The sequence below is a fragment of the Couchioplanes caeruleus genome (assembly GCF_023499255.1).
Lineage (GTDB): Bacteria > Actinomycetota > Actinomycetes > Mycobacteriales > Micromonosporaceae > Actinoplanes > Actinoplanes caeruleus_A.
In genome coordinates this window covers 152,268-178,730 of the sequence record NZ_CP092183.1, presented here as the reverse complement: position 1 = coordinate 178,730, position 26,463 = coordinate 152,268, and the positions used below count along the sequence as shown (strand labels likewise).

The 26,463-nt window shown below is 70.8% G+C and carries 21 protein-coding genes, 1 tRNA gene and 1 pseudogene; 16 read left to right on the top strand and 7 right to left on the bottom strand.

Annotation, left to right across the window (positions count from 1 at the left end; translation table 11 throughout):
* Positions 1 to 127: 127 nt before the first annotated feature.
* From COUCH_RS00840 to COUCH_RS00820, 5 genes and pseudogenes are all read left to right on the top strand, one after another.
* Positions 128 to 1,168 carry a hypothetical protein gene (locus tag COUCH_RS00840; protein ID WP_249610207.1) on the top strand — a complete coding sequence of 347 codons (1,041 nt, stop codon included), beginning with the start codon at positions 128 to 130 and terminating at the stop codon, positions 1,166 to 1,168.
* Between the two features lie 301 nt (positions 1,169 to 1,469).
* On the top strand, positions 1,470 to 2,606 hold the full coding sequence (locus tag COUCH_RS00835; protein WP_249610206.1) for a chaplin: 1,137 nt from the start codon (positions 1,470 to 1,472) through the stop codon (positions 2,604 to 2,606).
* A 303-nt stretch (positions 2,607 to 2,909) separates the two neighbouring features.
* Positions 2,910 to 4,436, top strand: a complete 1,527-nt coding sequence (locus tag COUCH_RS00830; protein WP_249610205.1) for an acyl-CoA carboxylase subunit beta — start codon at positions 2,910 to 2,912, stop codon at positions 4,434 to 4,436.
* Positions 4,437 to 4,460: 24 nt separating this feature from the next.
* Positions 4,461 to 5,618: an acyl-CoA dehydrogenase family protein gene (locus tag COUCH_RS00825; protein WP_249610204.1), complete on the top strand. Its 1,158-nt coding sequence runs from the start codon at positions 4,461 to 4,463 to the stop codon at positions 5,616 to 5,618.
* A gap of 136 nt (positions 5,619 to 5,754) precedes the next feature.
* Positions 5,755 to 8,219, top strand: a pseudogene (locus COUCH_RS00820) (ATP-binding protein).
* A 483-nt stretch (positions 8,220 to 8,702) separates the two neighbouring features.
* On the opposite strand, the gene COUCH_RS00815 reads toward COUCH_RS00820, so the two are convergent.
* Positions 8,703 to 9,215, bottom strand: a complete 513-nt coding sequence (locus COUCH_RS00815) for a MarR family winged helix-turn-helix transcriptional regulator (protein WP_249610203.1) — start codon at positions 9,213 to 9,215, stop codon at positions 8,703 to 8,705.
* 89 nt (positions 9,216 to 9,304) lie between these two features.
* Here COUCH_RS00815 and COUCH_RS00810 point away from each other — a divergent pair, with 89 nt between their 5' ends.
* Together COUCH_RS00810 and COUCH_RS00805 are read left to right on the top strand one after the other, a co-directional pair.
* On the top strand, positions 9,305 to 9,886 hold the full coding sequence (locus tag COUCH_RS00810; protein ID WP_249610202.1) for a YceI family protein: 582 nt from the start codon (positions 9,305 to 9,307) through the stop codon (positions 9,884 to 9,886).
* A 218-nt stretch (positions 9,887 to 10,104) separates the two neighbouring features.
* A complete protein-coding gene (locus tag COUCH_RS00805) occupies positions 10,105 to 11,598 on the top strand; it encodes a glutamate-cysteine ligase family protein (protein WP_249610201.1) in 1,494 nt (497 codons plus the stop codon).
* Here COUCH_RS00805 and COUCH_RS00800 read toward each other — a convergent pair.
* Positions 11,595 to 13,130 (bottom strand): Hansenula MRAKII killer toxin-resistant protein 1, encoded by a 1,536-nt coding sequence (locus tag COUCH_RS00800; protein ID WP_249610200.1) that lies wholly within the window; start codon positions 13,128 to 13,130, stop codon positions 11,595 to 11,597. The genes COUCH_RS00805 and COUCH_RS00800 overlap by 4 nt on opposite strands.
* A 224-nt stretch (positions 13,131 to 13,354) precedes the next feature.
* On the opposite strand from COUCH_RS00800, the gene COUCH_RS00795 reads away from it, so the two are divergent.
* Positions 13,355 to 14,161 carry a PASTA domain-containing protein gene (locus tag COUCH_RS00795; RefSeq protein WP_249610199.1) on the top strand — a complete coding sequence of 269 codons (807 nt, stop codon included), beginning with the start codon at positions 13,355 to 13,357 and terminating at the stop codon, positions 14,159 to 14,161.
* A 406-nt stretch (positions 14,162 to 14,567) separates the two neighbouring features.
* On the opposite strand, the gene COUCH_RS00790 is transcribed toward COUCH_RS00795, so the two are convergent.
* Positions 14,568 to 14,867 (bottom strand): hypothetical protein, encoded by a 300-nt coding sequence (locus COUCH_RS00790; protein ID WP_249610198.1) that lies wholly within the window; start codon positions 14,865 to 14,867, stop codon positions 14,568 to 14,570.
* 452 nt (positions 14,868 to 15,319) lie between these two features.
* On the opposite strand from COUCH_RS00790, the gene COUCH_RS00785 reads away from it, so the two are divergent.
* The 3 genes from COUCH_RS00785 to COUCH_RS00775 all read left to right on the top strand — a co-directional run bounded on the left by COUCH_RS00785 (position 15,320) and on the right by COUCH_RS00775 (position 17,179).
* Positions 15,320 to 16,201 carry a helix-turn-helix domain-containing protein gene (locus COUCH_RS00785; RefSeq protein ID WP_249613508.1) on the top strand — a complete coding sequence of 294 codons (882 nt, stop codon included), beginning with the start codon at positions 15,320 to 15,322 and terminating at the stop codon, positions 16,199 to 16,201.
* Positions 16,165 to 16,389: a DUF397 domain-containing protein gene (locus COUCH_RS00780; RefSeq protein ID WP_199513290.1), complete on the top strand. Its 225-nt coding sequence runs from the start codon at positions 16,165 to 16,167 to the stop codon at positions 16,387 to 16,389. The genes COUCH_RS00785 and COUCH_RS00780 overlap by 37 nt, the downstream gene beginning before the upstream one ends.
* A 337-nt stretch (positions 16,390 to 16,726) precedes the next feature.
* Positions 16,727 to 17,179 carry a hypothetical protein gene (locus tag COUCH_RS00775; protein ID WP_249610197.1) on the top strand — a complete coding sequence of 151 codons (453 nt, stop codon included), beginning with the start codon at positions 16,727 to 16,729 and terminating at the stop codon, positions 17,177 to 17,179.
* Between the two features lie 83 nt (positions 17,180 to 17,262).
* Here COUCH_RS00775 and COUCH_RS00770 read toward each other — a convergent pair whose 3' ends face one another.
* The 4 genes from COUCH_RS00770 to COUCH_RS00755 form a co-directional block, all read right to left on the bottom strand.
* A complete protein-coding gene (locus tag COUCH_RS00770) occupies positions 17,263 to 17,943 on the bottom strand; it encodes a hypothetical protein (RefSeq protein ID WP_249610196.1) in 681 nt (226 codons plus the stop codon).
* 323 nt (positions 17,944 to 18,266) lie between these two features.
* Positions 18,267 to 19,088, bottom strand: coding sequence for a WecB/TagA/CpsF family glycosyltransferase (locus COUCH_RS00765; protein ID WP_249610195.1), 822 nt, complete (start codon positions 19,086 to 19,088; stop codon positions 18,267 to 18,269).
* Entirely contained in the window at positions 19,070 to 20,143 is a 1,074-nt protein-coding gene (locus COUCH_RS00760) for an NAD-dependent epimerase/dehydratase family protein (RefSeq protein ID WP_249610194.1), read from the bottom strand. Before COUCH_RS00760 ends, COUCH_RS00765 begins: the two co-directional genes overlap by 19 nt.
* A 339-nt stretch (positions 20,144 to 20,482) precedes the next feature.
* Positions 20,483 to 20,565: transfer RNA gene (locus COUCH_RS00755), tRNA-Leu, on the bottom strand.
* Between the two features lie 168 nt (positions 20,566 to 20,733).
* Here COUCH_RS00755 and COUCH_RS00750 point away from each other — a divergent pair.
* The 5 genes from COUCH_RS00750 (at position 20,734) to COUCH_RS00730 (ending at position 26,462) form a co-directional block, all read left to right on the top strand.
* Entirely contained in the window at positions 20,734 to 21,516 is a 783-nt protein-coding gene (locus tag COUCH_RS00750) for an FhaA domain-containing protein (RefSeq protein ID WP_106128832.1), read from the top strand.
* Positions 21,517 to 21,521: 5 nt separating this feature from the next.
* A complete protein-coding gene (locus COUCH_RS00745) occupies positions 21,522 to 22,004 on the top strand; it encodes an FHA domain-containing protein FhaB/FipA (protein WP_199513294.1) in 483 nt (160 codons plus the stop codon).
* Positions 22,001 to 23,428: a PP2C family protein-serine/threonine phosphatase gene (locus COUCH_RS00740; protein ID WP_249610193.1), complete on the top strand. Its 1,428-nt coding sequence runs from the start codon at positions 22,001 to 22,003 to the stop codon at positions 23,426 to 23,428. The genes COUCH_RS00745 and COUCH_RS00740 overlap by 4 nt, the downstream gene beginning before the upstream one ends.
* Before the next feature lie 80 nt (positions 23,429 to 23,508).
* The gene (locus tag COUCH_RS00735; RefSeq protein WP_249610192.1) at positions 23,509 to 24,963 is read left to right on the top strand and encodes an FtsW/RodA/SpoVE family cell cycle protein; all 1,455 of its coding nucleotides are present in this window, start codon (positions 23,509 to 23,511) and stop codon (positions 24,961 to 24,963) included.
* On the top strand, positions 24,960 to 26,462 hold the full coding sequence (locus COUCH_RS00730) for a peptidoglycan D,D-transpeptidase FtsI family protein (protein WP_249610191.1): 1,503 nt from the start codon (positions 24,960 to 24,962) through the stop codon (positions 26,460 to 26,462). The genes COUCH_RS00735 and COUCH_RS00730 overlap by 4 nt, the downstream gene beginning before the upstream one ends.
* Position 26,463: the final 1 nt, after the last annotated feature.

Sequence of the window (26,463 nt, the reverse complement as noted above, 5' to 3'; positions counted from 1 at the left end):
TGTTTTCGGCCGCCGGTCACGAGCCGACGACAGAGGGGCGGATCCGATGACGGGGTGGGGGGTCGAGCGCGAGTCGCGCCCGGCGTGCCGTCCGTCGGTCGTTTCGCCCACCGGTGGTTCCGCGCCCATGCCGCCTCCCAGCCAGGGGGCGGAGCGGCAGCGGCGCCGGTCCGGGCGTACCGGATCCCCCTGGGGTCTGCGCGTCCTGGTCGTCGGCGGCATCGCCGGCGCGGCGTGGCTGCTCTCCGGGGCCGCCGCCCAGGCCGACGACCGTGACCCCGCGACCGGGCTGCTCGGCGCCGTGGTGCACGACATCACGGCGGCGCCGCACAGCGCCGGCAGTGGCACCGGCAAGCCCGGTACCAGCAAGTCCGGCACCGGCGAGCACCTCACCGGCAAGCCCGGCGCCGGCGCCCTGAGCGGTGCCGGTGAGCAGGGAAAACATCTGATCGACCGGATCCTCACGACGGCCGTCCAGCCGTTGGATTCCGGTGACCGGCACGACCTCGGCGCGGTGACCACGATCCCGAAGCGGCTCGTGGGCGAGGTCGCCGGCGACGCGGGCTCCGCCCTGGGCGGGGCCGTCCGTGATCTGGCCGCCCCTGTTCGCCTCACCGGCGAGGCGGTAGACATCGGACATATCGTTCCGGCGGTCCAGGCACCGCAGCAGGACGCACCGCAGCAGGATCAGCCGCAGCGGGACCAGCTCCAGCAGGACCAGCCGCAGCAAGATCAGCCGCGGACGGACCAGCCGCAGCAGGGCCAGCCACAGCAGGACCGGTCGCAGCCGGGAACCGGGGCATCGCCCCAGGTCACCGAACCGGCCGCGGCCGTGACCGACGGCATGGACGTGGTGCTGGGCGAGGCCGACGAGCCCCGGGCCGACGTGCCGCTGGGCAGGAAGAAGCTCGCGACGGCCGCGTCTGCCGGAGCGCGCGACACGGTCCGCGAGACACCCGATGGTGAGGGACCCGCACAGGTCCGCCTCGGGGCAGCGAACGGTGCCCCGGCCTCCGGGTCGGGGACTGCGACGGACGGCGGCCCTTCCGCGGCCGTCCTTCCGTCGGCGATCGCCGACAGCACGATGGCCTGCCATCGGCTGCCGATCGCCACCGAGGTCGAGGTCCGGCGCCACGACGCCGAGGCTCCGACCGCCTCACCTGACTAGTGGACTTCTCTTCGGCATGGCGAGGCCGCTGGGTCTGCGCCGTCGGGCTCGATGCCCGGCCGAAGAGGGTTCAGTGACGATCCGGTCCGATTCCTGAAACCGTTTGCGAACAAGCGGCGAATCAACGGCATGGCCGCGGGTCATCACGTCACCGCATGCGCAGGCGCCACCACGAGGGCGCACGTCGACGAGCGGGGTCAGGGCATCCGAAATTGCGCCAGGGCACCGCTGCGCCCGTGAGCACCATTCAATTGAATATGCGACTCACCATTCGACAATTGCGAAAGGCACGTTTCTTCTCATGAAGACTTGGGTTCGTAAGACTCTGAGCGCCGGCGTTCTGGCCGCGGGCGCCCTCCTGCTCGCCCCGGGTGCGGCGCACGCCGACGTCACCCAGGCGACGTCCGACAACGTCGGCATCGCCAACGGCACGCAGGTGTTCACCACGGTCGCCGTGCCGCTGAACGTCGTCGGCAACTCGATCGGTGTCGCGGGCGAGTCCAACGCCGCGGGCCAGGGCATCAACTGGGTCGAGAGCGGCAAGCAGGGCAAGGGTGGCAAGTACAAGCAGCACAGCTGGAACAACACCGGCGTGCTCAACGGCACGCAGGTGCTGCTGCCGGTCACCGTGCCGGTGAACGTCGTCGGCAACGCGGCGTCCGTGCTGGGTGTGGCCAACGCGGCCGGCTCCGGCGTCAACAAGACCGAGAGCGCCCGTACCGAGGGTGCCAAGGTCGACCAGGACTCGTCGGACAACACCGGTGTGCTGAACGGCACGCAGGTGGCCGCGCCGATCAACGTGCCGGTCAACGTCTGCGGCAACTCGCTGGCGATCCTCGGCCTGGCGAACTCGCAGGCCGTGTGCGTCAACGGTGGCGGGCACAAGACCGAGAGCGTCAAGCAGGACAGCTCGGACAACACCGGGATCGGCAACGGTACGCAGATCGCCGCGCCGGTCTACGTCCCGCTGAACATCACCGGCAACGCGGCGTCGGTGCTGGGCGAGGCCAACGCGGCCGGTGCCTCGGCGAACGAGTCGGGCCACCAGGGCGGCGGCATCAAGCAGGACAGCAGCGGCAACACCGGCGTGCTGAACGGTACGCAGGTGGCTGCGCCGATCAACGTGCCGGTGAACGTCTGCGGCAACGCGCTCGCGATCCTGGGCGAGGCCAACGCGTCGGCGGCGTGCAGCAACGGCACCGGCAACGGTGGCAACAACGGCGGCGACAACGGTGGCGACAACGGCGGCTACGACGACGGTGACGACGTCGACGGCGACGGTGGCTCGCAGGGCGGCGACGACTCGTACGGCGAGCACCCGCGTACGCACGCCGCCAGCAAGACCGAGGCGACCCCGGTCGACGGCCTCACCCAGAACCTGAGCAACGCGGGTGGCCTGAACGTGGGCGGCCTGGACGTCACGGGCCTGCTCAAGTAAGGAACGGGTAGACGCGGGTCGGGCCGGTCCCGGGCCTGACCCGTACGGCGCCGCGAGGCGCCGGGCAGTGAAAAAGAAACCGGTGCTCCTCCACAGCACCGGCATCCATCGGACGGGAGTCCTCGCAGCCTGCGGGGGCTCCCGTTCGCGTTGTCCCGGCCGGCAGGAGGCGGGCGGCCCGGGCGGCGGGAACGCGGCGGCTCCGGTCGCCGAAAGGTGGCCGGCCCGGACCAGGCGCGTATGGCCCCCACGTGCAAGATGCGCTAACCTAACGATCGTTCAGGCAGTGGCCGAGGGGGGCACGTGGCAATCGACGAGGAAGCGCTGGCACAGGCACGCAAGCGTGCGGTCGCCGGCGGCGCGGAGAAGTACCACGCCGCGAACGCCGCGAAGGGCAAGCTGTTCGCGCGCGAGCGGATAGCCCTGCTCGTCGACGACGGTTCGTTCGTGGAGGACGGCCTCTACGCCAACACCCTCGCGGAGGGGCTTCCCGCGGACGGAGTGATCACCGGCTCGGCCCGCATCGACGGGCGCGAGGTGTGCGTCATGGCCAACGACTCCACCGTGAAGGCGGGGTCGTGGGGCGCCCGTACCGTTGAAAAGATCATCCGGATCATCGAGCGGGCGTACGCGACCGGCGTACCCATGGTCTATCTGGTCGATTCCGCGGGCGCGCGCATCACCGACCAGGTCGACCTGTTCCCGGGCCGGCGCGGAGCCGGCAAGATCTTCCACACGCAGGTGCGCGCCTCCGGATCGGTTCCGCAGGTGTGCGCGCTGTTCGGGCCGTCCGCCGCCGGCGGGGCCTACATCCCCGCCTTCTGCGACGTGGTCGCGATGGTCGAGGGCAACGCCAGCATGTACCTCGGCTCCGACCGCATGGTCGAGATGGTCACGGGGGAGAAGACCACGCTCGAGGCGATGGGCGGCGCCCGCGTGCACTGTGCGGAGTCCGGCGTCGGGCACTTCCTGTGCAAGACCGAGCAGGAGGCCCTGGACGTCGTCCGCTCGTATCTGTCCTACCTTCCGGCGAACTACACGCAGCAGCCGCCGTCCGCGCAGGCCGGTGAGCCGGCCAATGTGGATCTCGGCGCGCTGGTGCCGCAGAGCGAGCGGCAGGCGTTCGACATGCGCCGCTACATCAAGGGCATCGTCGACACCGGGTCGTTCTTCGAGATCCAGGCGCTGTGGGCCAAGGAGCTGACGATCGGCTTCGCCCGGCTCGAGGGCGAGGTCATCGGCGTCGTCGGCAACAACTCGATGTTCAAGGGCGGGGTGTTGTTCGTCGACTCCGCCGACAAGGCCAGCCGCTTCGTGCAGCTGTGCGACGCCTTCAACGTGCCGCTGCTCTTCCTCTCCGACGTGCCGGGGTTCATGGTCGGCTCGGCGGTGGAGAAGCAGGGCATCATCCGGCACGGCGCCAAGATGATCACCGCGATCTCGGAGGCGACCGTACCGAAGATCTGTGTCGTGGTCCGCAAGGCGTACGGCGCCGGCCTCTACGCGATGGCCGGCCCCGGCTTCGACCCGGACGCGACGATCGCCCTGCCCACCGCCAAGATCGCGGTGATGGGCGCGGAGGCGGCCGTGAACGCCGTCTACGCCAACAAGATCGCGGCGCTGCCCGAGGAGGACCGCGCCGCCTTCATCGCCGAACGCCGCGCCGAGTACGAACGCGACATCGACATCCTCCGCCTCGCCAGCGAACTCGTGATCGACGCCGTCGTCGAGCCCGGTGACCTGCGCGGCGAGCTCGTCCGCCGGTTCGCCGCCGCCCGCGGCAAGGACCGTTCGTTCTCCCGTCGCCGCCACGGCGTCACGCCCGTCTGATCCACCCTCCGAAAGGGACACGCCATGGTCGACTTCCGGCTCAGCGAGGAGCAGGAGGCGCTGCGGGACACCGTCCGGGACTTCGCCCGTGAGCAGGTCGCCCCGGTCATCGCCGAGCACTACGAGCACAAGACCTTCCCGTACGACCTGATCCGCCAGATGGGGAAGATGGGGCTGTTCGGGCTGCCCTTCCCCGAGGAACACGGCGGGATGGGCGGCGACTACTTCGCGCTCTGCCTGGCTCTGGAGGAGCTGGCGCGGATCGACAGCAGCGTCGCGATCACCCTGGAGGCGGCCGTCTCGCTGGGTGCCATGCCGATCCACTTGTTCGGTACGCCGGAACAGAAGAGCCGCTGGCTCCCGCAGCTGACCAGTGGGGAAGCCCTGGCGGCCTTCGGTCTCACCGAGCCGGGCACCGGCTCCGACGCCGCCGGGACCACGACGCGCGCGGTGCTCGACGACGCCACGGGGGAGTGGGTGATCAACGGCTCGAAGGCGTTCATCACCAACTCGGGTACGGACATCACCTGCCTGGTGACCGTGATGGCGGTGACCGGCACGAACCCGGACGGCTCCAAGGAGCTGTCGGCGATCATCGTGCCGTCGGGAACCCCCGGCTTCACCGTCGCGCCGGGCTATTCCAAGGTGGGCTGGTGCGCGTCGGACACGCACGAGCTGGCCTTCGACGACGTACGCGTACCCGCCGAGAACCTGCTCGGCGAGCGCGGCCGCGGCTTCGCCCAGTTCCTGCGCATCCTCGACGAGGGGCGCATCGCAATCGCCGCCCTCTCCACCGGTCTCGCCCAGGGCTGCGTCGACGAGTCGGTGAAGTACGCCCGGGAGCGCCAGGCGTTCGGCAAGCCGATCGGCGCCAACCAGGCCATCCAGTTCATGATCGCGGACATGGAGATGCGGGCGCACACCGCGCGGCTCGCGTACTACGACGCCGCGTCGCGGCTGGTCGCCGGCGAGGACTTCAAGCACCACGCCGCCCTCGCCAAGCTGTACGCGAGCGAGGCCGCGATGGACAACGCCCGGTACGCCACCCAGGTGCACGGCGGCTACGGCTTCATGAACGAGTCGGCGGTGGGCCGGTTCTACCGCGACGCCAAGATCCTCGAGATCGGCGAGGGTACGTCCGAGGTGCAGCGCATGATCATCGCCCGAAGGCTCGGCCTGTAGGGCCCGGCGGCTCGGCCAGTAGATCTTGGACTCCCGGGCAGGATCCGCGATAAATCCGACGGCGGTTGCGTCGGTTAGTCGACAATCCGCCGTCTGAACTCGGCATTCATCATCATGTCTGCCTAGGTTCAATGCCATGACGGCCGATCACGGGGCGGACCAGGAAGGTCCGGGATTCGACGCCGTGCTGCGCAGCTATCGGCTGCGCGCGAAGCTGACCCAGGAAGAGCTCGCGGCCCGGGCGGCGGTCGGCGTCCGCACCGTACGGGACCTGGAACGCGGCCGCGCGTCCCGCCCGCAACGCACCACGGTGGAGCTGCTCGCCGCGGCGCTGGGGCTGGCGGGCGCGGACCGGCTCGCCTTCCTCGCCGCGGCCCGCGGTCAGGCCTCGCAGACCGCGTCGCCGCCCCGCTACGTACGCCTTCCTCCGCCGGGCGACCTGATCGGCCGCGACGGCGACGTCGCCGAGCTCGTCGACCGCCTGCGCGACCGCGCCGCCGAGGGCAACCGGGGGATCACGCTCGTCGGCCTGGCCGGGGTCGGCAAGACCAGCCTCGCGCTCTCGGTCGCCCACCGGGTCACCGAGGCATACCCCGGCGGGGTCGCGGGCATCGTCATCACCGACGGCTCCACCACCGGCGAGGTGCTCGGCGGCGTCGCGGCCGTCTTCGGCGTCGGCCGCCCCGACGACCTCGCGCCGCGCTTCTCCGGCCGGTCCGCACTGCTGCTGATCGACGCGGTGGAGCGGTCGCCGGAAGCGGTCGCCGAGGCGCTCGGCCGGCTGCTCGCCCAGCATCCGACGCTGCGGTTCCTGGCCACCGGCCGCCACCCGGTCGGGCTGCCCACCGAACGGGTCCGCCCGGTCGCTCCGCTGGACGCGCCGCCCGCCGACGCCGGACCCGAGGACGTCGCCCGCTATCCGGCGGCCGCCCTGTTCATGGACCGGCTCGCCCGGGTCCGCGAGGCGCCGGTCGAACCGGCCGAGGCGACCGCGCTCGCCGCCCTGGTCCGGCGCCTGGGCGGCCTGCCGATCGCCCTCGAGCTGGCCGCCGCCCGCGGCCGGGTGCTCACCATCCCCGAGATCCTCGACCGGTACGGCGACCGCGTGCTCGACCTGTCCGGCCGGCCCGCCGACGGCGGCGTGCTGCCGGTGCGGGACCTGTCCGGCCGGCCCGCGGACGCCGGCGTCGTGTCGGTGCGCGAAGCCGTCGCGGCCAGCTACCGCCTGCTGTCCACCGACGAGCAGATGGCCCTGCACCGCCTGGCGACCTTCCGCAACCGCTGGTCGCTGGACCTGGCCGAGCGGATCGTCGACCGCAACCCGACCTCGACGTGGTGCACCTGCTCGACAGATTCCTCGAACTCGGCCTGCTGAGTGCCCGCGGCGCCCGGGCGTTCCGCTTCCGCCTGCTCGACGTGGTCGGCGACTACGCCCTCGAGCAGGCCGCGGTGCAGGGGGACCTCCCGGCCGCCCGGCGACGGCACGCCGAGGTGATCGCCGACCTGGCCATGAGCATCGCGGCCGAACTCAAAGGGGCCCGGCTGGCCGACGCGGCCGCCCGCCTCGACGACGTGGCGGGAGACCTCGGCGCCGCGCTCACGTACGCCGCCCGCGAGCAACCGCACACCGCGCTGCGCCTGGCCGCCTGCCTTCCTCGCTGGTGGCGGTTCCGGGGGCGCGACGTGACGGGCCGGCAGTGGCTGCGCCGGTTGCTGGCCGACCCCCGTACGGCCGACGCGGCACGCGCGACGCGAGCCTGGGCGGAGGTGGGCCTCGCGCAGCTGGCGCTCGAGCACGGCGCCGGCGCCGAGGAGATCAGTTCCGCCGAGTCCGCGCTCGCCGGGTTCACCCGGCTCGGCGACGTGTCCGGGCAGCTCATCGCCCACACTCAGCTGGCCGCGCTGCGGATGACGACCCGCGACTACGACCGTGCCCGCCACCATGCCGAGGCGGCGCGCGAACTGGCCAGCGACAGTGGCCGCATCCGCGACATGGCCGTGGCCGAGAACAACCTCTCCTGGCACGAGGTCCGCGCCGGCAACCTCGATGCGGCCCGCGCCCGCCTGGCGGAGGTCGACCGGCTCGCGAGCCGCTGCGGCGAGCACCGGCTGCGCGCGGTGGCGGTCGCGAACCTCGCGGAGATCGAACGCCTGGACGGCCACGTCGAGGAGGCGGCCCGCCTCGGCCGCGACGCGATTGCCGAGCTCGAGGACGTCGGCGACCCGGGCCATCGCCGCCGCGTCCTGGCCACGGTGGGGCTGGCGGTGGCGGAGGCGGGGCTCGCGGAGGAGGCGCAGGTGGTGCTCGAGGAGCTGCGGCCGCCCGGATCGACGGCGCCGCTGGACGGCCCGGCCGCCGTCGTGACGGGCGCGGTGGCCCTGCAGCGCGGCGACGCGGACCGCGCGGCGGAGGCGTTCACCGCGGCGATCGAGGCGTACGACGGCGGGCACGATCCCCGCGACACCGTGGAGGCGCTGATCGGGCTGATCCGCAGCACCCGGGACGCCGACCGCCGGGCGAAGGCGGTGCACCGGCTGACGGAGCTTTGCCGTACGGCCGGGATCACGCTGTTGCCGCGGGAGCGGGAGCTCATCGGGTAGGCCGGGGGCCGCTCGGGGCGTGGACGACCGGCGTTTTCCGTGCCCCCCACAACGCCGGCCGTCGCAACGCCCCGGTACGCGGCGAGAACGATGGCTCCCCCGTTTGCCCCGCCTCGGCCTCGGCCGCGCCGCGTCCCCCTGCCGTGATCACCCTAGCGGGGGCGATCGGCTGATATGCGTAGATCGGTGCGTTTGAACCCTGGACCCGGGCGGTTCTGCCGGTAGTTCTGCCGGTTCCTCACCCGGCCGTGGCGGCGGTGCCGGGGAAGCGCTTACTCAAGGCCCGCGGGCGCTCACTCAGCGGTTGCCGAACCGATGCGCTTCCGGTCGGGCGCTGAGTCGTCGATGCGCTTCCGGCCCGGCGTCGATGCTTCCGGCCCGGCGCGGGACTGCCGGTGACCCGTTGCCGCGGGCAAGTGGTGGCCGCACACGAACGGACGCCGCGACCGGCGTGGGACGAGCCCGACGGCGGCGCGGCAGGGATCAGGATCGGCTCGGCGCGGCCGACTCCGGGCTGTTCTCCCCGCTTCCCGCCGTCGCGCACGGGTTGACCGCGTCACGGATCGTCCGGAGCGCGTCCAGTAGCTGATCGAGCTGCCCCGGGCCGAGCTGGCCGATGAACCACTGCTGCATGAGCTCGAGGTGGCCCGGGATCACCTCCTCCAGCCGCTGCACGCCGGCCGGGGTGATCACCGCGTACGAGCTGCGGCGGTCGCTGGGGCAGGCCTCGCGGCGGATCAGGCCCTCGCGGTCCATGCGGTCGACGACCCGGGTGACTCCGCTGGTGGACAGCGAGGTCTGGCCGGCGAGATCGGTCATTCGCAGCCGGTGCTGCGGCGAGCGCGCGAGGCGGAGCAGCACCTCGAACTCGACGCTGGAGAGCCGGTGCTGCTCGAACTGGGCGGCGAAGCGGTTGGTCAGGCCCGTGAACGCCTCGGCGAACAGGCCGTAGGCGGTGAACCGGGGGTCATCGAAGTTGGTTCCCACGCCATCCATGCTAACAGCCCCTATTGACACGGGGAATATTGCTCAGTGTATAGTTGCTACGTCAGACAAATACAGGCACGCCTTCGAGAGGACCCGTCATGACCGACACCGCTGCCACTGGTACCCGCGAGTTCCAGGGTCTCCAGATTCCGGCCGCCGGCACCTACGAGCTCGACGCCGCGCACAAGCGGGTCGGCTTCGTGGTGCGTCACCTCATGGTCAGCAAGGTGCGCGGCAACTTCGCCGAGGCCACCGCGACCGTCACCGTCGCCGAGAACCCGCTCGAGTCGTCGGTCGTCGCCTCCATCAAGACCGCCAGCGTCAGCACCGGCCAGGCCGACCGCGACAACCACCTGCGCACCGGCGACTTCTTCGAGGCCGAGAAGTACCCGACCATGGACTTCCGCAGCACCGGGGTGAAGTCGTTCGACGGCAACGAGTTCGTGCTCACCGGTGAGCTCACGATCAAGGACGTGACCCGGCCGGTCGAGCTGCTCGTCGAGTTCGAGGGCGCGACCGTCAGCCCGTACGGTCAGCAGCTCTTCGGTTTCAGCGCGACCACCGAGATCGACCGCGAGGACTGGGGCCTGACCTACAACATGGCCCTCGAGTCCGGCGGCGTCATGATCGGCAAGAAGGTCAAGATCGAGATCGAGGGCGAGGCCATCCGCCAGGCCTGACCGCCGCCCCGCCACACGTCGACATCGAAAAGCGCCGCCCCGGACGGGGTGGCGCTTTCTCGTTTCCGGTCCGCTGGCGAAGGCCGCCATGGTCTGCCAAGGTGGACCCTGCGCTTCCGAGCGCTTACCCAGAGCTGATGTACGTCCGTTTCGTCCCTGGCCTCCGTTAGCGGGTCCACATACCGTGAGAGCGTCATGCGAACGTGCCAGGAGGATCGATGGGCAAGGACCTGTCCGGTACGACGTTCTCGACCGAGGACCGGGTCCACTATCGGCAGAAGGTCCGGCGCTGCCTGGATGTGCTGGCGCTGATGCTCGACCGGCGCGGACAGTGCGGCCCCGCGTTCGACAGCGACAGCCGCCGGACCGGCCTCGAGATCGAGCTCAACCTCATGGACGCCGACGGCGAACCGGCCATGCGCAACGCCGAGGTGCTCGCCGACCTCGCCGACCCCGCATTCCAGACCGAGCTCGGCCGCTTCAACCTCGAGCTCAATGCCCGACCCCGGCTGATCAGCGGCGACGGCTTCGCCGACTACGAGGACGACCTGCTCGAGAGCCTCGGCCGGGCCGCGGACCGGGCGGCCAAGTCCGACGCGACCATCGTGCTCATCGGCAGCCTGCCCACGCTGACCCCGGATCACCTCGTGCTCGCCAACCTGTCCGCGAACGATCGCTACCGCGCGCTCAACGACCAGATCGCCGGCGCCCGCGGCGAACAGTTCAGTGTGGACATCCGCGGCGTCGAACGCCTGCAGACCGCGAACGACTCCATCGCCCCCGAGGCCGCGTGCACCAGCGTCCAGTTCCACCTGCAGGTGCCGCCGGAACGGTTCGCCGCCCAGTGGAACGCCGCCCAGGCCGTCGCGGCGATCCAGGTGGCGGTCGGGGCGAACTCGCCGTACCTGCACGGGCGGCAGCTGTGGGCGGAGACCCGGATCGCGCTGTTCGAGCAGGCCACGGACACCCGGCCGGACGAGCTCAAGGCGCAGGGCGTACGGCCCCGGGTGTGGTTCGGCGAACGCTGGATCACCTCGGTCTTCGACCTTTTCGAGGAGAACGTCCGGTATTTCCCGCCGCTGCTGCCGATCATCGACGACGAGGATCCGGTCGCGGTGCTGGAGCGGGGCGGCGTACCGCACCTCGGCGAGCTACGCCTGCACAACGGCACCGTCTACCGCTGGAACCGCCCGGTCTACGACGTCATGGGCGGCCGCCCGCACCTACGGGTCGAGAACCGCGTCCTGCCGGCCGGTCCCACCGTCGTCGACATGCTGGCCAACGCCGCCTTCTACTTCGGACTCACCAACCGCCTCGCGTCCGAGGAACGCCCCGTCTGGAGCCGCCTGGCCTTCCCGGTGGCCGAGGACAATTTTCACGTCGCCGCCCGTCGGGGCATAGAAGCCACAATCCTCTGGCCGGGTACGGGTGAGAGCGCCGTCACCGACCTCGTCCGCGACACACTCCTCCCCCAGGCCGACGAAGGCCTGGCGATGTTCGGCGTCGAGCGCCGCCACCGCGACCGCCTGCTCGGCATCATCGACGGCCGCTGCCGGACCGGCCGCAACGGCGCCACCTGGCAGACGGAAGCGGTGTGGTCGGCCGAGCACCACCGCAACCTCGACCGCTCCGCCGCCCTGCACGACATGCTGCTCCGGTACAGCGTCCACCAGCAGACCAACGAGCCGGTCCACACCTGGCCGATCGACTAACCGTCCTGGCCGTCCTGTCGGGGTGCGGGCTTCGACCCGCCGGCCTTCTTCGCCGGGGTCGCGCCGCCCGCCTTCCTGGCGGCCACACTCCCGGTCCGGCCGGGATTGATCTGCGCGACCGTCGGGGCCGCCGGCGGCCGCGCGACCGTGGACCGCGCCTCGGCCGGCTTGGCGTCGGCCGGCTGGGCCGCCTTGGGGTCTGCCGACCGGCCTTGAGCCGGTCCGGCACCGGTCGGCCTGGCCTGGGTCGGCCTGGCCTGGGTCGGCCGGGCCTCGGTCGGCTTGGCTCGGGTCGGACCCGTCTCGGTTGGTCCGGCCTGGGTCGGCCTGGCCTCGGTTGGCCCGGATTCGGCCGGCCTCGTCCCGGCGGGCTTGGCCGGGTCGGTCGTTTTGGCTGGTGGGCGAGGTTTTGCCCGGCCGGTGGCGAAGGAGGGCGGTGTGCCCGGACCGGCAGTTGCTGCCGGCTTGCTCGCGGCTACGGCTCCGCCTCGTAGTTCCGCCGTCGCTTGGCCTCGCGCGTCGGTCGGGTCCGTCCTCTCCGGCTCGGCCCGCCCCTTCGCCGGCCGCTCCGGCTCCTTCGCCGGCTTTGCCTTCTCCGAGGAAGCCGGCCTTTGCGCCGGAACCGCGATGACCCCCGTCGCATCCGCCGCATCGGTCGGGCCGGCCGCCGTGGTGGCGCCGCGTGCCTCCCTCCGCTGGCCGAGCGCCACGGTTGCCGCCGACCCGGCGAGACCGGCCAGAACCGCGTAGGGCGCGATCAGGTAGGCCGACTCCAGCGGTCCGAGCGACCGGGTCAGCTGCGGTGCGAGCACCAGGAAGGCGGCCGCGACCAGCAGTGGGCCCACCGCGCCGGAGCTCGCCGTCCCCACGCCGAGGTTGCCGCGGCGGGCCGACGGCCAGGCGCCGAGGACGCCGATGACGAAGGCCGCCAGCAGGGTGAGGAGCGCGCTGGGCCAATAGATCGTCCCGTACGTGTCACCGTCGCCGGCGGCGAACTGCCAGCTCGACGGGTACGCCGCCGACGGGCGGTTCCAGAAGACGTCCGAGGCGACCGCCGCCACGGCCAGGGCCCACAGCCAGCCCGCGGTCACGAGCAGGTTCGTCGCCACCGGCCGGGAGACCACCGCCCAGTACGCGATGAGCAGGCCCAGCACGACACCGATGGCGGCGTACCCGGCGGCGATCGTCTGCGGCGAGAAGGTGTCCGTGCGTACGGCCGCACGCGCCGGCAGGGCCACGAGCAGCACCGTGAGCAGGGCACCGACGGCGGCGGAGGCGGCCAGCGCGAAGCGCCACGGTCCACCGGGGGCACGGCCGAACCGTGCGCCGATCACCGCGCCGAACACCGTCGCGCTCGCCGCGATCCAGGTCGCCCAGCCCAGACTGCCGAGCCAGACGCTGTCGTCGGCCGTACCCGCGGCGGGCCAGACCACCACGCCCAGCCCGTACCCCAGGCCGAGCTGCGCAGCGCCCGTCCCCGCGGCTGCTCCGGCCGCGGCTACCACCTGCCCTGTCCAGCCCTTCGCGGCCATGCGGGGCACTGTAGCCGGACCCGGCTATGGCTGCGAATCGATGAGCGGATGCCTCAAGATTGGTTAGGTTGACGGTGGAGGCCCCAGGCGAGGGAGACGATACGGCGATGCCCGGCGACACCCGCGAGTCCTTCCCTTCCGGCGACGAACCCCCCGGCGAGGGAGGAAATCAGCCGAATGGGGGTACGCGTCCGGGTGACCCCGAACTCGATCGCACCCAGCAGATGCCGCACTCACAGACCGATCCGGACGGTACGGCGCTCCTGCCCGCGGCCGACGACTCGACCCGGGTGCTGCCGGGTGACCGTACGCAGATGATGCCGCCGGTCGACGAGCCGGCGCCCGGCGATCCGACCGCGGTCCTTCCCCCGGCCCGCGGCACCGACGCGACTTCGGTCTACCCGCCCACGCCGGCCGGCGCGAACTGGGCCGATGACGACGGCGTCTGGGCGGGCCGCGCCGGGGTCCGCGCGCCGCGACCGGCCGAGGAGGTCACGGACTGGGCCACGGTGGCGGCCGACGAGCCACGCGGCCGCTGGTGGACGCCGATCGTCGTGGGCATCGTCGGGCTGATCCTGCTGGGCCTGCTGGCCTGGGGCGTCTACCTGATCCTGCAGTCCACCGACGACGACAGCGGTACGCCGACCCCCGCCCCGACGGCGACCTTCTCCCCGGCGGCGCCCCCGACCACCGAGCCGACGACCGCCCCGACGTCCACCGCGCCGACGACCACCCCGCCGACCACCACGCCCCCCACGTCGCCGAGCGACATCACGATCCCCGCGCTGCGTGGGCTGTCGCTGGAGCAGGCGCGGGCCGCGTTGAACCGCAGCGGCCTGAACTATCGCCTGCGATATGTGCAGAGCACGGAGGCGCCCCCGGGAACGGTGATCGACAGCGATCCGCCGGAGGGTCAGCAGGTTCCGGACGACACGGTCGTCAACCTCATCATCGCCGCCGAACGGACGGCGCCGACGACCACGCCGACGACCCCGGCGACCGAGCCGGCCGACGGTCCGGACGAGAACTGACCAGGGGTTTCACGATCCCGCGCCGGGACCGGGTGGGTCCGCGTGATCGGCCGCCGCGCTCGGAGACCGGGCAGCGCTCGGGGGCACGGGTTGCGCCGGGAGGCCGGGTTGCGCTGGGGAGCCGGGTTGCGCTGGAACGCCGGGCAGGCGCTGTGAGTGCCGGGCGATGCGGTGGCCAGGCGGCACTTGCCTGACCGTGCGGCGGCCGATGACGTGCGCGGCCGGCGGCCGGCGATGCTGCGGCCGGCGGGCGATCGCGCGGCGTCGGTTGCCCGCGTCGGTCGCGGCGTCGGCCGGGGGGTGTCGGTCGGGTGGGTGGTGCGGCTCGCGGCTCGGTGACGGACGGCCGGGACGTGCTTCCGGCCGTCCGGCCGCGGGCCGGGATTCCGGTCCGCTGCCGGGACCGTCAGCGGTTGGTACGCAGCGCGCGGGCGGGGATCGGGCCCGACGTCAGGCCGGGCTGGCGGGCGTTGCGGGTGCGCGGGTCGGGCGCCTTGCCGACCTGGCGCAGGCCGCTGACCTGCACGAAGATTGAGCGGCGTTCCACGGCGTCGCCGGAGGTGTTGAGCTCGTAGCCGTCCAGCCAGATCCAGCCCTCGTACGTCGGCCAGTCGTGGACGCGGATGACCCGGAAAAGCATCGGCGATGCGAATTGGACGCTCGCCGCCTTCGTCACGTGGATGACATCGCCGGATCGAGGAAGCACGTCAACTCCTGTCCTGAACCCAGTCTCGGGGCAAACACCGATTTGCCGCACAGTGAACACAGATGCTCCAGTGTGCCCGGCTTAAACGCGTTGGCAAGGTTGCGAAGATGCCAATCATCACAACGGTGCCATAACGTCGCCGTCGGCCCCCGCCAGGACCCCGTGACTTGATCAGTCCACGAAGGACATTTGGTTGGAGCCGACCCCCGCATCGGCGTCGCTTATTCGCGATGGGTCGGGCTGGGCCGCGTCACCCGAGAACACTGAGTGATGCCTGCCGTACGCAAAGATTGCACCACCCCGAGGATCGATGCAAGTTGCACGTCAGCCGAACGTGACCAAGTGATCACTGTCGACGCTTGAAGGATCAAGAGATCACCAGAGAGACTGGAACCGACAAACGCCGTACGGCGGAGCATCTCGCCGTTTCCACCGTCGCACCGGAGGTGAGCGTGAATCCCCGCCGCAGCCCCACCATCCGCCGCCGCCGCCTCGGTGCTGAACTGCGCAGACATCGAGACGGCGCCGGCGTGACGATCGAAGTCGTCGCCGATCGGCTCGGATGTTCACCGTCCAAGGTGTCCCGGATCGAGACCGGCCACACCAGTGCGACGCCACGCGATGTACAGGACATGTTGGACATTTACGGCGTGCATGGCACAGAAGCCGAAGAATTGGTTCAGATTGCCAAGGAAGCGCGGCAAAAAGGATGGTGGCACCCGTTCAGCACGGTGCTCACCGGCGCCTATGTGGGGCTCGAGGCCGCGGCTAAGTCGATCCGGGCGTACGAGCAGCAGGTGGTGCCCGGACTTCTGCAGACCGACAGGTATGCAATTGCGATGATTCGGGCCGCCCGACCGGGTGACACCGACCAAGAAATAGAGCAGCGGGTACGAGTCCGGATGGCTCGCCAAGCGTTATTGATTCAGGACGATCCGATCGATCTTTGGGTGGTGCTCGATGAGGCGGTGGTGAGCCGGCCGGTCGGCGGCGACGAGGTCATGCGGGACCAATTGGTCCACCTGGCCCGGATGAGCGAGCTGCCGAACGTGACCCTTCAGATCCTGCCGTTCGCGGTGGGCGCTCACGCCGGTATGGACGGCACGTTCGCGATGCTCGACTTTCCCGACGTCGAGGACCCGGACGTGGTGTTCGCGGAGAACGCGACCGGCGGGCTGTTTCTGGAGAAGACCGACGAACTCCGCAAGTACAACTCCATCTTCGAGACCATCCGGGCGACGGCCCTCTCACCGGAGGAGTCCAGGAACATGATCGCAATGCTGGCAGAGGAGCCATTGTGGAAGTCGAGACCAAGGGTTTCCGGATCGATTTGAGCCGTGCGCAGTGGTTCAAGAGCACCCGTAGCGGCCCGAACTGCGACAACTGCGTCGAGGTGGCGTTCGTCGACGAGGCCATCGCGGTGCGCGACTCGAAGAACCCCACCGGACCCGCGCTGATCTTCACCGCCGACGAATGGGACGCGTTCGTCGGCGGCGCCAAGGACGGCGAGTTCGACCTGTAGGACCGGATCCCTGCAGCCCGACGAAGCGGCCGGAACAGAACAGGAACGGCGACCCGCTCCCCGTACGCCACCCGACCGACCCGCCCACCGGGCCGGACGTGGCACCCGGTGGGCGGGTCGATCCGCGTTGCGGTCCGGGAGGCTCGCGTCATCGACGACGAACAGCGCCCGTCCCATTTTCGCCGGATTTGTACCGTCGCCCGCCGCGACCCGCATCGTTGAACGCCTTAAGCGCGGACCGGACCGCGCCGGCGAACTGCCGTCGCCCGTACGGCTGACCGTCCCCCTCGTGACGGTGCGGGCAGGGCTGACTCAACGAGCGAGGCAAGGCGAGAACATGACGATTGGTTCCGACAACCTGAGCAACGGATCACCGAGCGCGCAGGACCGGTTCAGCGGCGGCGTGAGCGCGTACCGGCAGAACCGGCGTGAAGCGGCGCTGACCGACAACGGGGACGGCGAGCTGGTTCCCCGCGGCGGCGGGCCGAGCCTGTCCTCGTCGGGGCTGCCGACCCGTACGCCCATCGAGCCGACCAGCGCCCTGGACCGTGCCGCCAAGCTGCCGTCGCTGGATCTGCAGGGACTGACCGAGCCGGTGTTCCCGTCGGGCGGCTGGGTCGACGCCGGCCCCTCGCAGTCCATGGCCGATCACCCGCTGCTGCGTGGCCTGCTGCTCGAACTGCCGGCGCGCGGCACGATGCCCGCGTCGGACTGGCTCGACCGCTGGTTCGAGGCGGCGCGCTCGATCCTCGAACTGCTCTACGTCCAGGAAGCCAAGCGCGGGCAGTAGGTCGGACGGGCGGCCGGTCGCGAGGCGCCAGCCGGGCTACCAGGGGGTCCGAGCCGTCACTCGTAGCGCCTGGCCCGGCACGATCAGGCGGCGAGGTCGACCTCGTGTGCCGCCGTGGTGGCGGCCGGGCGCGGCTCGGCGGGCAGGGCCGCGTACGTCTCGGCGCGCCGCTGGGCGACCGGCAGCGGACGAAGCCGCCGCCGTCCGATGGGCGCCAGCACCGCGAGGTTGAGCCGGCTGTGCCGGACCGCGTGGCGGATGGCCAGGGCCAGCACCGCGAAGCCGGCCACGGTGAGGGCGACGCCGGCGATGTCCGCGCCGGGCACCTCCACGATGCCCGCCGCGATCGGGATGCCGATCAGCGTGGCCAGGCCGGTCACCTGGAGAGGAGTCGCGACCAGCGGGTGCGCCGCCGCGGCGCGCAGGGCCGGCGGGACGGGCGTGAGCGGGGCGGCGGCGAACGTGCCCGCGCCGCGCCGGAGCTGGGTCAGGCGACGCGCGGTCACGGTCACGACGACCAGCGCCGGCACGGCGGGGAGCAGAGCCGCCGTGGGCGCCGCCGACTCGCCGGGCAGCAGGCCGGTGAGCACGGGTACGGCGATGAACACCGCGACGCCGGCACCGACCATCGTGGACAGCACCCCGGCACGCCGCCGGAGCTCCCGGGCCGTACGGGCGGCCGGCAGGGTGTCGGCGAGCAGCCCGGCGGTCAGCCAGACCGCGGCCAGGGCGCCGACGAGGATGAGGTCCGTCGTGGTGTTCACATCGACAGACTTCACCTGTCGCGCAACCCGCAAAACCGGGATATCACCGGAGCCGGGTCCCCTAGGGGTGATCGCAGAACGCCATGTGAGCGCCGTACTACTGTGCGCTCTCATTCCAACGGGCGAAGTGGACATTGGCCCCTGTTGCGGCCGTGACCCTTGTCCTAGTGTCGGGTGCCAGACGTCCCGCGATGCATCGGCGGTTTGTCCGTAGCGGGCGATCGCCGGTGCACACCCGGGCGAACGGGCTCGACCTGGGGAGGTCGGCCGGGATCCCTCGCATCCGCGGTGGGGTCCCGGCACCACCCGGGTGGGCGGGGAGCTCAGACGGCGAAGGACGTGACCGGTTCGCTGGTCGGTGCCGGCGGCTGCGCCTTCCACAAGCCGGCCTTCTGCATCGCCAGCCGCGACACGTACGCCGGGTTCAGCAGCACGTAACGCTTCCACAGCCGCTTGGGCTCGAGGCCGAGCCGCCACAGCCATTCCAGCGCGTACTTCTGCATCCACGCCGGCGGGTTCTTCAGCAGCCCGGCGTGGTAGTCGAACGCCGCACCGACTGCCAGCAGCGGCATGTCGAGCAGCGGACGCATCGCGTACGCCCAGATCTCCTGCCGGGGGCAGCCCAGGCCGACCAGGACGATCCGCGCGCCCGACGCCTTGATCCGGTCGGCGATCTCCGCCTCCTCGCCGGGGCGGTTGCTGCGGAACTTCGAGGCCTCGACGCCGGCGAGCTTGAGCGCCGGGAACATCTGCTCCAGCGCCGGGACCAGCTTCTCGAGGGTCGGCTCGGTGGACCCGTACAGGTAGACGGGCAGGCCTTCCGCCGCGGCCTGGCGCAGGACGCGCAGAGTGAGCTCCGGGCCGTAGACGCGGTCGGTCAGGCCCGCGTGGTGCACCAGGTTGAGCGCGCCGCGGACGGGCTGGCCGTCGGGGGTCACCAGGTCGAAGGAGTTCAGCCGGGCGTTGTGCGCCTTGTCCTGCACGCCCGTCATGACGCCGTGCACGGCCAGGGCGGTCACCGCGTAGTGCCGGCGCTCCCGGGCGGCCTCGATGATCTTCGCCGTCGCGGCGTCGTAGTCCACGGCGTCGACGAGGACGCCGAGCACGTTGCGCTTGCCCTCGTCGATCATGACGCGGGGACCCATTTGTCGACGTTGGCCTCGTAGATCTCCTGGAGGATCATCGGCACGTCGTAGACCTGCTTCCAGTCCGGGTAGTCGGCCTGGAAGGCGGCCATCGAGCCGATCCACCACTGGTGGTCGCCGATGCGGTTGTCGTCCACGTACTCGGTGATCATCTGGGTGCCGCTGATCTTCTCGGCCAGTGCGAACGCCTCGAGGTTCGAGCAGTTGGAGTGACGGCCGCCGCCGAGGTTGTAGACCTTCGCCGAGCCCGGGCTGCGGAAGAACGCCTCGAACGCGCTCAGCACGTCGTGGCTGTGGATCGCGTCGCGGACCTGCTTGCCCTTGTAGCCGAAGATCCGGTAGGTGCGCCGCTCCATGTTGGCGCGCATCACGTACCCGAGGAAGCCGTGCAGCTCCGTCGCGGAGTGGGCGGGCCCGGTGAGCGTGCCGCCGCGGAAGATCGCGGTCTTCATGCCGAAGTAGCGGCCGTACTCCTGCGCCATCACGTCCGCGGCCACCTTCGAGGCGCCGAAGATCGAGTGCAGGCAGTTGTCGATCGACATGTCCTCGGTGATGCCGTTGTAGTACGGGTGCGCCGGGTCGAGCTCCCAGCGCGTCTCCTGCTCGATCAGCGGCAGCCGGTTGGGGGTGTCGCCGTACACCTTGTTGGTGGAGCAGTGGATGAACGGCGCCTCGATGCAGTGGTCGCGCGTGTTCTGCAGCATCGTCAGCGTGCCGCCGGCGTTCACATCGAAGTCCGTGTACGGGTCTCGCACGGCCCAGTCGTGCGACGGCTGCGCGGCGGTGTGAATCACCACGGCGATGTCCTTGCCGTACTTGTTGAAGATCCGCGCGACCGCATCCCGGTCCCGGATGTCCACGCCGTGGTGCTCGTACGAGGAACCCAGGTCGGCGCTCAGCCGCTGGACGTTCCACGCCGTCGAGGCCTCGGCGCCGAAGAACTCCTGCCGCATGTCGTTGTCGATCCCGACCACGTCAAGACCGAGCCCGGCGAAGTGCCGAACCGCCTCCGACCCGATGAGACCACCTGATCCGGTTACCAGAGCAACGGCCACGAGTGAACTCTCCAGACGCCTCGGCAGCGAAAAACCAGACGAGAGCATAACGCCCCCACGCCCGCCCACCCCGATTCACCCGAACGAGACGAAAAGCCGAGGCGAGCGAAGCGATGTCGGTCACGGAGCACTACCCGTACCCAAAACGGAGTGAGCGCGACCGCCCCCCACCGACCGTGACCACCGCCACCCAGCGCGACCACCGCCACCCAGCGCGACCACCGCCACCCAGCGCAACCACCGCACCGTGGGGTTTCCGGGGGCTCGGCCCCCGGAGCAGACAAAAAAGAGCGACCCCTGGTCCGCGTATTCCGCGGACAGGGGTCACCCGGTCGCTCGTGGGGATGGGGGGAGTTGAACCCCCACGTCCTTTCGGACACACGGACCTGAACCGTGCGCGTCTGCCATTCCGCCACATCCCCGTGGCACTGCGTTAGCCGGAACAGACTACGCTGTCCCTCGTTACATCGCGAGCAGGTACTGCCCTCGACGCCACGGAAGATTAGCACGGCGCCGAGGGCCGTTATACGAGGGTCAGGAGCGACCGGCCGCTCGCCGCAGAGATGCGGAAGCGGCGGCCGGATACCATCATGTCCTCGGAACCCGAGGAGGAGCCGGTGAGCGTGCTGCAGCGCTTTGAGAAGCGGTTGGAAGGCCTGGTCGAGGGGGCCTTCGCGAAGGTGTTCAAGGGTGTCGTGCACCCGGTGGAGATTCTGAATGCCATGCAGCGGGAGGCCGAGGCGCACAAGGCTATCCTCGCTGGTGGCCGGACTCTCGTGCCGAACCGCTACGTGATCGATCTCTCGCCGTACGACCACAGCCGGCTGGCGCCGTACGCCGCTGCACTGGCCCAGGAGCTGGCCCAGTCGCAGGCGGAGTTCATCGGTGAGCAGGCCTGGACGGTGTACGGCGACGTGATCGTCGAGATCGAGCGGGGCGACGGGCTGGACACGGGCATGTTCCGGGTCACGGCGGAGGTGTACACCGGCGGCGAGGTCGCCCCGGTGCAGCAGCCCGCCTATGACGCGCAGCCCGCGTATTCGCCGTACGACCAGCAGCCGGGCGGCTACCAGCAGCACGGGCACAACGGCCGCAACGTGGGCCTGGTGTCCGGTGACGGCCGGACGTACCCGCTGCAGATGGGTTCCACGGTGATCGGCCGGGGTGACCAGGCCAATCTGCGCCTGCCGGATGTCGGCATCTCGCGCCGGCACGCCCGGCTCGACTACGACGGCAGCCAGGTGGTGCTGACCGATCTGGGTTCGACGAACGGCACGATGGTGAACGGCCAGCGCGTGTCGGCCGTGGCGCTCAACCCGGGCGACATGATCCAGCTGGGCACCACCACGTTGACGTTCCGAGTGGACGGCTAGCGACCTTGCCCGAATTCGTCCTCACCGTCGCCCGCTTCGGCTTCCTCATCCTGCTGTGGATCTTCGTGTTCACGGTGGTGGGGGTGATCCGGAAGGATCTCTTCGCCGGCGTCCGGTCCAAGAGCATCGTCGCCACACCTCGCGGGGTGGGTGGGGTGATGGCTCCTGGCCGGCCGGCGAAGGCGAAGCGCGGCAAGACGGCGCGACAGCTCGTCGTGACCGCCGGTCAGCTCGCCGGCACCCGGATCACGCTCGGTGAGGCACAAATCACGATAGGGCGCGCCGAGGATTCCACGCTGGTCATCACCGATGACTTCGCGTCGGCCCGGCACGCCCGGCTCGTTCCGCGCGACGGCCAGTGGTTCGTCGAGGATCTCGGCTCGACGAACGGCACCTATCTCGATCGCGGTAAGGTCTCCGGACCTACTCCAGTCCCGCTTGGCGTGCCGATCCGGATCGGCCGCACTTCTCTCGAGTTACGGCCATGACTCTCACCCTGCGCTATGCCGCCCAGAGCGACCGCGGTCTGATCCGTGACGGAAACCAGGATTCCGTCTACGCCGGACCGCGGCTGCTTGCCGTCGCCGACGGCATGGGCGGCATGGCCGCCGGTGACGTCGCCAGCAACATCGTCATCGCCGCCATGGCGCCGCTGGACGAGGACGTGCCCGGCGACGCGCTCGTCGACGCCCTGCGGCACGCGGTCGGCACGGCCAACCAGCAGCTGCGCGACACCGTCGACGCCAACCCGCAACTCGAGGGCATGGGCACGACGCTGACCGCGGTGCTCTTCTCCGGCACGAAGATCGGCATGGTGCACATCGGCGACTCGCGCGCCTACATGCTGCGCCAGGGCGAGTTCTCGCAGATCACCAAGGACGACACGTACGTCCAGATGCTGGTCGACGAGGGCCGGATCAGTCCGGAGGAGGCGAGCAGCCATCCGCAGCGCTCGCTGCTGACGCGGGCGCTGGACGGCCGCGACATCGACCCGGAGTATTCGGTACGCCAGGTGCTCAAAGGCGACCGTTACCTGATCTGCAGCGACGGGCTCTCGGGTGTGGTGAGCGCGGAGACCATCGGCGACGCCATGCGGGAGATCCCGGATCCGCAGGCCTGCGTGGAGCGCCTCGTGCAGCTGGCGCTGCGCGGCGGCGGCCCGGACAACATCACCGTGGTGATCGCCGACGCGACCGACGCGGACATCATGGAGCAGGCGCCGATCGTGGGCGGCGCCGCCGCACGCGACCGCGGCAACTCGACCGTGGCCGACAGCTCCAGTGCCGCGGCCCGGGCGGCCGCGCTGCAGGCCCCGCCGCGGCCGGCTCAGCCGGAGGGCGCGGCGTACGAGCGGGACGAGCCCGAGCAGCCGAAGCGGCACCCCGTACGCACGAGCCTGCTGGTGCTGCTGCTCCTGGCCGTCCTCGGCGGCGGCCTGTGGATGGGCTGGCGGTACACCCAGGACCAGTACTACGTCGGCGCGACCGATCAGGGCCAGCTCGCGATCTTCCAGGGCGTGCCCGGGCAGATCGCCGGTCTGGACCTGTCCAGCGTCGCCGAGACCAGCCCGGCCCGGCTCGACGACCTCACCACGGTCGCGCAGGACCGGGTGAAGCAGGGCATCCACGCGGACAGCAGGCCCGACGCTCAGCGCAGGCTGTCGGAACTGACCAGCGAGGACGCCTCGAACCCCAACCTGAAGCCGGTGTGCACGCCGAGCAGCGCGCCTCCGTCCACCACGCCGCCGCCGAGGCCCTCGGGCTCGCCGGCCGCCGGGAAGACCACGGCTCCCACCCGAAGCACCACCACCTCGGTGCCCGATCTCGCGCCCGCCACCACGCCGGACGCTCTGCCCTCGGAACCGACCCCGCCGGTCAACAGCGACCCGGTCGGGTGCCGGCCCGTCGACTGAGCGCCGCCCGACCGACGTCTGGGGATCTCCTCTTGACCGCGCCCGCCCTCCCGGCTCCCACACCCGCGTCCACGGGTGAGATGCCGCGTGTCCCGGGCACGAAGACGAGACGCAACTCGGAGCTCGTCCTCCTGCTGCTGGCGATGGCGATCGTGGCGATCTTCGGTGCCACGGCCGAGGCCAATCAGCTCGACAAGATCACGTCGACGTTCTGGGTGCAGGCGGCCCTGCTCGGCGTCCTCTTCCTGGGGCTGCACCTGGTCGTGCGCTTCACCGCGCCGTACGCGGACCCGGTGCTCATCCCCACGGTCGCGCTGATCAACGGCCTGGGCGTGGGTTTCCTGCGGCGGATGGACATCGAACGGGCGATCGCCCGCAAGGAGCCGATCCCCGGCATGTTCGCCGGCACGGGCGGCCGCCAGCTGATGTGGACGCTGTTCGCGCTGATCCTGGCGGCGGTGCTCCTGCTGGTCATCCGGGACCACAAGGTCGTCTCGCGGTACGCGTACACGCTGGGCCTGGTCGGTATCGTCCTGGTGATGATCCCGGCGGTGCTGCCGCCGTCGATCTCCGAGGTCAACGGCGCGCGCCTGTGGATCAAGCTGGGTGCCTTCTCGATCCAGCCGGGTGAGTTCGCGAAGCTGGCGCTGGTGTCCTTCTTCGCGTACTACCTCGTGCGGAAGCGTGAGGTGCTGTCGCTGGCGAGCCGCCGGTTCCTCGGCATCGACTTCCCCCGCGGCCGCGACCTCGGCCCGGTCGTCACGGTGTGGCTGCTCTCGCTGCTCGTCCTCGTCTTCGAGAAGGACCTCGGTACGGCGCTGCTGTACTTCGGCCTGTTCGTCGTGACGCTGTACGTCGCCACCGAGCGGGCGAGCTGGCTGATCATCGGTCTGCTGATGTTCTTCGGCGGCGTTTACGTGGCGTACCTGCTGGGCGCGTCCGTCGGCGGCCCGTTCGCCAACTTCTACGACCGCGCCTCGGTGTGGCTCGACCCGTTCGCGCCGAAGTTCTACAACCGCGAGTTCGGCGGCAGCTACCAGCTCGTGCAGGGTCTGCTGGGCCTCGGCACGGGCGGGCTGTTCGGGTCCGGCGCCGGTGCGGGCTCGCCGTGGCTGGTGCCCGAGGTGCGTACCGACTTCATCTTCGCCGGGCTGGGCGAGGAGATCGGCCTGTTCGGCCTCTCTGCCCTGCTGGTCTGCTACCTGCTCATCGTGGAGCGCGGTCTGCGCGCGGCGCTGGGCGTACGCGACTCCTTCGGCAAGCTGGTCGCCGGCGGCCTGGCCTTCACGCTCGGCTTGCAGGTGTTCGTCATCCTCGGTGGCATCACCGGCCTGATCCCGCTGACCGGTCAGACCACGCCGTTCCTGTCCGCCGGTGGTTCGTCGTTGATGGCCAACTGGCTGCTCATCGCCATGCTGTTGCGGATCTCCGACGCGGCGCGCGGGCCGGTGACGGGTGGACCGGCTGCCCAGGCCGGTCCGAAACAACCACCCGCCCAGCTGCACGGCGCCATGACGGAGGTGATCAAGCCGTGAACGCCCCTCTGCGCCGGGCCGGCGTGGTCATCCTCGTCCTGTTCGCGCTGCTCTTCGCCAACCTGAACTGGGTGCAGGCGTACAAGGCCGACGACTACCGCACCAGCGACTACAACGGCCGGGTGCAGGTCGCCGAGTACGAAATTCCCCGCGGCGTCATCGAGGCCGGCGGCCAGCCGCTTGCGGAGAGCAAGGCCACCGACGGCACGCTCAAGTACCTGCGGGTCTACCCCGACGCGAAGCGGTACGCGCCCGTCATCGGCTACAAGCCGGTGAGCGGCGCCGAGGTGGGCATCGAGCGCAGCGAGAACGAGTTCCTCTCCGGTGCGAGCGACAAGCTCTTCGCCGACCGGGTCAGCGCCATGTTCACCGGTGACGAGCCGGGCGGCGGCAACGTCGTGCTGTCGATCATTCCGAAGGCGCAGGAGACCGCCTGGAAGCAGCTCACGAACAATGAGCGCGGCGCGAAGAAGGGCTCCGCGGTCGCCATCGACCCGCGCACCGGCGCGATCCAGGCGATGGTCTCCATGCCGAGCTACGACCCGAACCCGCTGGTCAGCCACGACCCCAAGGTCGCCGCGGCCGCGTACAAGGAGCTCAACGCCGACAAGGACAAGCCGCTGCTCAACCGGGCGACGTCGGAGACGTACCCGCCCGGCTCCACGATGAAGGTCATCATCTCGGCGGCGGCGCTGAAGAACGGCTTCACCCAGAGCACCGAGATCCAGGCCGGCTCCGAGTACGTCGCGCCCGGCTCCGGCGCGCCGATCCACAACGCCGAGGCCGAGACCTGCCCGGGCGCGCGCGTCACGCTGAAGGAAGCGCTGACCGACAGCTGCAACACCGGCTTCGCCCGGCTCGGCGTCCAGCTCGGTGGCGACAAGGTGAAGAAGGAAGCCCAGGCGTGGGGCTTCGAGCAGGACGACCTCACGATCGGCAACCTGAAGGACGGCGGCCTGCCGGTCACGCCCAGCCACACCGGCGACATCCAGAACCCGGACGGCAGCACCGACCAGGCCGGTCTGGCGCAGTCGTCGATCGGGCAGAAGGACGTCCGGATGACCACCGTCCAGGGTGCGCTGATGGCCGCCACCGTCGCGAACGGCGGGCGGCAGATGCGGCCGTACCTGGTGAAGCAGGAGCTGAGCCCGGACCGCCGGGCGATCTACAACGCCAACCCCGAGGTGCTGCGGACGCCGATCAACAGCCAGGTCGCGGGCGACCTGCGGGAGATGATGGTCAGCGTCGTCGAGAACGGCACCGGCCGGCGCGCGCAGATCAACGGCTTCCAGGTCGGCGGCAAGACGGGTACGGCGCAGAACGCCGAGGGCGCCGACCCGCACGGGTGGTTCGTCGGGTTCGCCTTCAACGACAAGGGTGAACCTGTCTCGGCCGTGTGCGTCATGCTGGAGAACGTGTCCGGCGGCCACGCGAGCGCCGAGGCTGCCCGCATCTCCGGGCTCATCATGAAGGCCGCGGCCGGCGGGGGAGGGGACTGAG